This is a genomic window from Campylobacter sp. CNRCH_2007_0968H, from assembly GCF_025773245.1.
Lineage (GTDB): Bacteria > Campylobacterota > Campylobacteria > Campylobacterales > Campylobacteraceae > Campylobacter_D > Campylobacter_D lari_D.
Window position 1 is genome coordinate 1 of sequence record NZ_JAKMTQ010000055.1, and the last position, 652, is coordinate 652.

2 pseudogenes are annotated in these 652 nt (G+C 31.0%); both read left to right on the forward strand.

Annotation, left to right across the window (positions count from 1 at the left end):
• A pseudogene (locus tag L8Y18_RS08605) lies at positions 1 to 300 on the forward strand (hypothetical protein); the annotation flags it as partial.
• Positions 301 to 378: 78 nt separating this feature from the next.
• A pseudogene (locus tag L8Y18_RS08610) lies at positions 379 to 652 on the forward strand (hypothetical protein); the annotation flags it as partial.

Here is a 652-nt window from a genome sequence, read left to right on the forward strand (position 1 = left end):
AAAAATGGTATGAGGCAAGGTTATGAAACTGATACACCTAATGATTGGAGTGAAGAAAGAGCACAACTTTTTAATGATACTTTAATACTACATGCCAAACTAGCAGCCCTAACTCCACCTCAAGGCTATCCTAATGCACCTTATTATTTTACCCCTGAAAACCTAGAATGGTATTATAAAAGACATAAGCTTGATAAACTCCTTGATCCAAGAATTCCTGCCATATATAGATATAATTTTCCACAAGAACTTCGAGCTAAAATACTAGCTTATGCTAAAGAACATAATATAAAAGAGTAAAAATAATGAATTTCATAACTATACTAGCCACTACTATAATCATGGAAGATGGTTTGTATATAGGATGAAAGGATAAAAATGAGTGGTAATAAAGATATTTACGAGATTTATACTTCTAATGGACTTATATTAGAAGTTGATAAAAATACAAATCAAATTATATTTGATAAAAGAGAAGATGGGCGTGAAGTAGGCAAATACACCCAAGAATATTCTAAAGCTTTGTTTGAAGCACACAATATCAAACAAAACTCCCCCTACAAAGACTATAAACCCAGATATTTAGATCCTAATCTTTATACAGGGCAAAGTTCTACTTTGCTTGAATTTAAAGATTGGCAAAGTATTTATT